The organism is Actinomadura sp. 7K534, assembly GCF_004348575.1.
Taxonomy (GTDB): domain Bacteria; phylum Actinomycetota; class Actinomycetes; order Streptosporangiales; family Streptosporangiaceae; genus Spirillospora; species Spirillospora livida.
This window is the reverse complement of record NZ_SMKB01000376.1, coordinates 1-4,710: the sequence shown is the minus strand read 5'-3', so window position 1 is coordinate 4,710 and position 4,710 is coordinate 1. Positions and strand designations below refer to the sequence as shown.

The following is a 4,710-nucleotide window of genomic DNA, read 5'->3' as shown; positions in this document are numbered from 1 at the left end:
GGCCGGGCGGGCCCGCTGAGCCCGGCGCGGGAGGCAGCACCCTGTCCGGGGGGACCTTCACCCTGTCCGGGTACGGCGACATCGGGCCCAACGCGTTCGCCGACGACCTCACCAAGACCATCCTCACCGGCGTCCTCATCGGGCAGACCGCGATCGTCGCGGCGGCGGTCCTGTTCGTCACGTCCGAGTACCGGCGCCGGACGCTGCGCACCACGTTCGCCGCGAGCCCGCGCCGCGGCCGGGTGCTGGCCGCCAAGGCCCTCGTGGCGGGGCTGGTGTCCCTCGCCGCGGGACTGGCCGCCTCGTGCGGCGCGCTGCTCCTGGCACGGCCGATGCTGCGCTCCAACGGGGTGGCGCCTCCGCCGCTGTGGGACGCGGCCGTCCTGCGGGCGGTCCTGGGCACGGCGGCGCTGCTCGGGGTGATCGCGGTGTTCGCCGTCGCGGTCGCGGTCATCGTGCGCCGCAGCGCCCCGGCGATCACGATCGTCCTGCTGCTGCTGCTCGTCCCGCAGATCGCGGCGACGGGGCTGCCGCTGTCGGCGGCGCGGTGGCTGGAACGCCTGACCCCGGCGGCGGGCTTCGCGATCCAGCAGACGGTCGCGCGGTTCGACCGGGCGATCGGCCCGTGGGCCGGCTTCGGGGTGCTGTGCGCGTACACGGCCCTGGCGCTCGCCGCGGCGGCGTTCCTGCTCAGGCGGCGCGACGCATGAGCGCGCTGCACGCTGAGTGGACGAAGCTGCGCACGCTGCCGAGCACGTGGTGGCTGCTGGCGGCCCTGGCGGGGATCACCGCGGCCGCCGGCGCGGCGGTGACCGGGGCGGTCGACACCTCGGCCTGCCCGGACCCCGCCGCGTGCCGGGAGGACACCGCGAAGCTCGCCCTGTCGGGCGTGCAGATCGGGCAGGTCGCCGCGGTCGCGCTGGGCGTGCTGGCGGTGGGCGGCGAGTACGCCACCGGGACGATCGCGGCGACGCTGGCGGCGGTCCCGCGCCGCGGGGCGGTCCTGGCGGCCAAGTCCGCCGTGGTCGCGGCCGTGGTCGCGGCCGCGGGGTCGGCGGGGGTGCTGGCGTCGCTGGCCGCGGGGCGCGGCATCCTGCCCGGCAACGGGTTCACGGCCGCCAACGGCCACCCGCCGCTGTCGCCGCTGGACGGCGCCACGGCGCGGGCCGCCGTCGGGACCGTCCTCTACCTGGTCCTGGTGGCGCTGATGTCCCTCGGGGTGGGCACGGCCGTGCGGGAGCCCGCGGCGGCGATCACGGCCGTGCTGGCGCTGCTGTGGATCGTCCCGGTCCTCACCCGGCTCGCCGGCGACCCGCGGTGGCAGGAGCGGCTGGAGCGGCTCGCGCCGATGACGGCGGGGCTGGCCGTGCAGGCGACCCGGGACCTGGACCGGCTGCCGATCGGGCCGTGGGCCGGGATGGGCGTCCTCGCGGGTTACGCGGCGGCGGCGCTGGCCGCGGGCTGGGCCCTGCTCGCGGCGCGGGACGCGTGAGACGCGGTCAGGCGCGGGGCTTGGGGTCGTCGTCCTCGACGACCTCGCCGCGGACGACCGGGCCGGGCGGCGTCTCCACCGGCTCGGGGCCGGGCCGGCGGCCGAAGGGGTCGTAGCCGGCGCCGCCGAAGCCGGGCGGCGGGATGATCGTGGCGGCGCGTACCTCGGCGGCGCGCATCCGGCGCTCGGCGAACGCCGTCAGCGCCCGCCGCAGCAGCGGCCGGGTGAACGGCAGGACCAGCGCGGCGCCGAGCACGTCCGTGCCGAACCCGGGCAGCAGGATCAGCACGCCGCCGCCCATGACCAGCACCGCGTCGCCGAGTTCCCGCTCCCGCAGGACGCCGGTGCGGACGGTCTCGTACAGCGCGCCCCAGGCGCGCCTGCCCTCCCGCCGGATGATCCACGCGCCGAGCACGGCCTGCGCGGCGAGCAGCCCCGCCGTCGGCCAGAAGCCGATCAGCTGGCCGACCTGGATCAGCAGGTAGATCTCCAGGACCGGCACCAGCACGAACGCCAGGAGGAACAGCAGCGGCAGCATGGCTCCCTTTTCGGGGTCGGTCGAAGCCCCGCACGGTACGTCGGGGCCTCACCCTGTACAACGCGACGGCGGCGCCGTTCGTTTCCCCCGGCGGGCGCCGTCTTCCGCGGGGCGGCGGCGGTCAGCGGGGCGGGCGGAGCTTCGCGGCGCGGTCGGCGACGCCCCACTGGGTGATGCGCAGTGCCGCCTCGGCCATGACGTCCCGGTTCATCTTGCTGGTGCCGTGGACGCGTTCGACGAAGGTGATCGGCACCTCCACGACCCGCAGCCCCTGCCGCAGCGCCCGCAGCGCCAGGTCGATCTGGAAGCAGTAGCCGCGCGAGTCGACCTCCGCCAGCCCGATCTTCTCCAGCGTCGCGGCGCGGAAGGCGCGGTAGCCGCCGGTGGCGTCGTGCAGCGGGATGCCGAGCATCAGCCGCGCGTAGGTGTTGGCGCCCCGCGACAGCGCCTCGCGCCGCTTGGGCCAGTTGCGCACCTTGCCGCCCGGCACCCAGCGGGCCCCGATGACCAGGTCGGCGTCCTCCAGGGCCGACAGCAGCCGCGGCAGCTCCTCGGGCTGGTGGGAGCCGTCGGCGTCCATCTCGACCATGACGTCGTAGCCGTGCTCGGCGGCCCACCGGAACCCGGCGATGTAGGCGGGCCCCAGCCCGTCCTTGCCCGCGCGGTGCAGGACCCTGATCTGCTCGTCCCGCGCCGCCATGGCGTCGGCGACCTCGCCGGTGCCGTCCGGGCTGGCGTCGTCCACGACGAGGACGTCCACCGACGGGACGGCCTCGCGGACCCGCCCGGCGATGTCCTCGATGTTCTCCCGCTCGTTGTACGTCGGGATGATCACGAGCACCCGGCCGAGGTCGGCTGGGATGTCCATCGGTGTCAGTTCCCCTCGTTCGAGCCGGCGGTGCCCCCGCCGGCGCGGTTCCCGCCGGTGGAGGTCCTCCTCGCCGGCGCCCATGCCGCCGCGCAGAGCGCACCGAGCGCGAGTGCGGCGAGCACCCACTCGGGCGCGGCGCCCAGCCGGTCCGCCGGCGTCGTGGACGTGCGCGCCGGCACGGTCGCCACCTGGATGTCGGGGACGAACTCGCGGGACCGGTCGACCACCCGTCCGTCCGGGGCGACGATCGCGCTGATCCCGCTGGTCGCGGCAACCAAGATCGTACGGCCATGTTCCACCGCGCGCAGCCGGGACATCGCGATCTGCTGCGGCGGCAGGCTCGTGCGGCCGTAGGTGGCGTTGTTTGTCTGCACGACCAGCAGGTTCCCGGCCGACACGTCCCGGACCTCCTTGTCGTAGGCCACCTCGAAGCAGATGACGTCGCCGACCGTGACCGGCCCGAGCCGCATGACGCCCGAGCGGGTGCCCTTGGCGAAGTCGCGCGGGATCCGCTCGAACCGCGTGATCAGCTTGGTGAGCACGTCGCGGAACGGCAGGTACTCCCCGAACGGGACGGGGTGCCGCTTGACGTAGTAGTCGCCGGGCCCGCTCTTCGGGTCCCAGACGATGCCGCGGTTCTCCACCTGCTCGCCGTCGGGGGTGTCGGTGAGGGCGCCGACGAGGACGGGGACGCCGACGTCCTTCACCGCGGCGTCGATGGCGTTGTACGCCTCGGGGTCGCTGTAGGGGTCCAGGTCGCTGGCGTTCTCCGGCCACACCACCAGCTCGGGCCGGGCGACCTCCCCCGCGCGGACCCGCGCGGCCAGCTCGCGGGTGACCCGGACGTGGTTGTTCAGCACGGCCTTGCGCTGCCCCTGCCAGTCCAGGCCGATGCGGGGCACGTCGCCCTGGATCACGGCGACCGTGACGGGCCGTCCCGACACGGGGGTGGGGATCAGCGCCCCGCCGCCGACGACGGCGGCGATGCCGGCGAGGGCCGCGGCGGCGGGCAGCAGGGTCCGCCAGGGGCCCGGGGACGGGCCGTCATCGCCGGTGCGGGCCCGGTGCGCCCGGTAGGCGCGGTGGGCGGCTACGGCGCCGTAGGCGAGCAGTCCGCCGACCAGGGCGGTCAGGAAGGTGACCAGCGGCGCGCCGCCCCAGGAGGCGTAGGGGGTGAGCGGTGTGGCGGTCTGGCTGAAGGCGAGCCGCGCCCACGGGAACCCGCCGAACGGGACTCGGCCGCGGATCAGCTCCTCGGCGATCCACAGCGCGGCCGTCCACACGGGCCAGCCGGGCAGCCGGGTGACCAGCGCGATCCCGGCGCCGAGCGGCAGGAAGTACAGGGCCTGGACGAGGGCGAGCCCGATCCACGCGTCCGGGCCGATGTTGCCGATGCCCTCCAGGACGGGGATGAAGAACGCGGCGCCGCAGACGAATCCGAGCCAGGCGCCGGTGCGGGCGGTGAGCCCGCGCAGCGCGAGGGTGAGCAGCGCGACGCCGGCCGGGGCGAGGGGCGTCAGGTCGAAGGGCGGGAACGCGAGCCACATGGCCGGCCCGGCGGCGGCGGCCGGCAGCGTGCGGGCCCATCCGGCGCGGCCGCCGCGGCGCAGCCGGGCGCCGAGGCGCGCCGCGCGGCCCGGCCGTTCCGGCGCCGCGCCGCCGCCCGCTCGGGCGCCGGCGCCTTCGGCCGGCGACCGTTCCGGGAGGGTCTCCTGGGCCACGTCCCACCTCGTTCCCCTTCGTTCCCTGCGGGGAACGCTACCGGGCCGCGGGCACCGCGGCGACCGCGGCCGGTGCGGGGAGGGAGGG

General features: G+C 76.5%; 4 protein-coding genes and 1 pseudogene. 2 read left to right on the top strand and 3 right to left on the bottom strand.

Features of this window, described 5'->3' with window-relative positions; all coding sequences use genetic code 11:
• Both E1266_RS35795 and E1266_RS35790 read left to right on the top strand, forming a co-directional pair.
• Positions 1-710 (top strand): annotated as a pseudogene (locus E1266_RS35795) (ABC transporter permease subunit); the annotation flags it as partial.
• Positions 707-1,492, top strand: a complete 786-nt coding sequence (locus tag E1266_RS35790) for an ABC transporter permease subunit (RefSeq protein WP_132054806.1) — start codon at positions 707-709, stop codon at positions 1,490-1,492. The pseudogene E1266_RS35795 and the gene E1266_RS35790, both read left to right, overlap by 4 nt.
• A 7-nt stretch (positions 1,493-1,499) precedes the next feature.
• Here E1266_RS35790 and E1266_RS35785 read toward each other — a convergent pair whose 3' ends face one another.
• From E1266_RS35785 to lnt, 3 genes are all read right to left on the bottom strand, one after another.
• Positions 1,500-2,030 (bottom strand): FxsA family protein, encoded by a 531-nt coding sequence (locus E1266_RS35785; protein WP_132054804.1) that lies wholly within the window; start codon positions 2,028-2,030, stop codon positions 1,500-1,502.
• Positions 2,031-2,151: 121 nt separating this feature from the next.
• Positions 2,152-2,898, bottom strand: coding sequence for a polyprenol monophosphomannose synthase (locus E1266_RS35780; protein ID WP_132054802.1), 747 nt, complete (start codon positions 2,896-2,898; stop codon positions 2,152-2,154).
• A gap of 5 nt (positions 2,899-2,903) precedes the next feature.
• On the bottom strand, positions 2,904-4,622 hold the full coding sequence (lnt, locus tag E1266_RS35775; protein ID WP_243719305.1) for an apolipoprotein N-acyltransferase: 1,719 nt from the start codon (positions 4,620-4,622) through the stop codon (positions 2,904-2,906).
• Positions 4,623-4,710 lie beyond the last annotated feature (88 nt).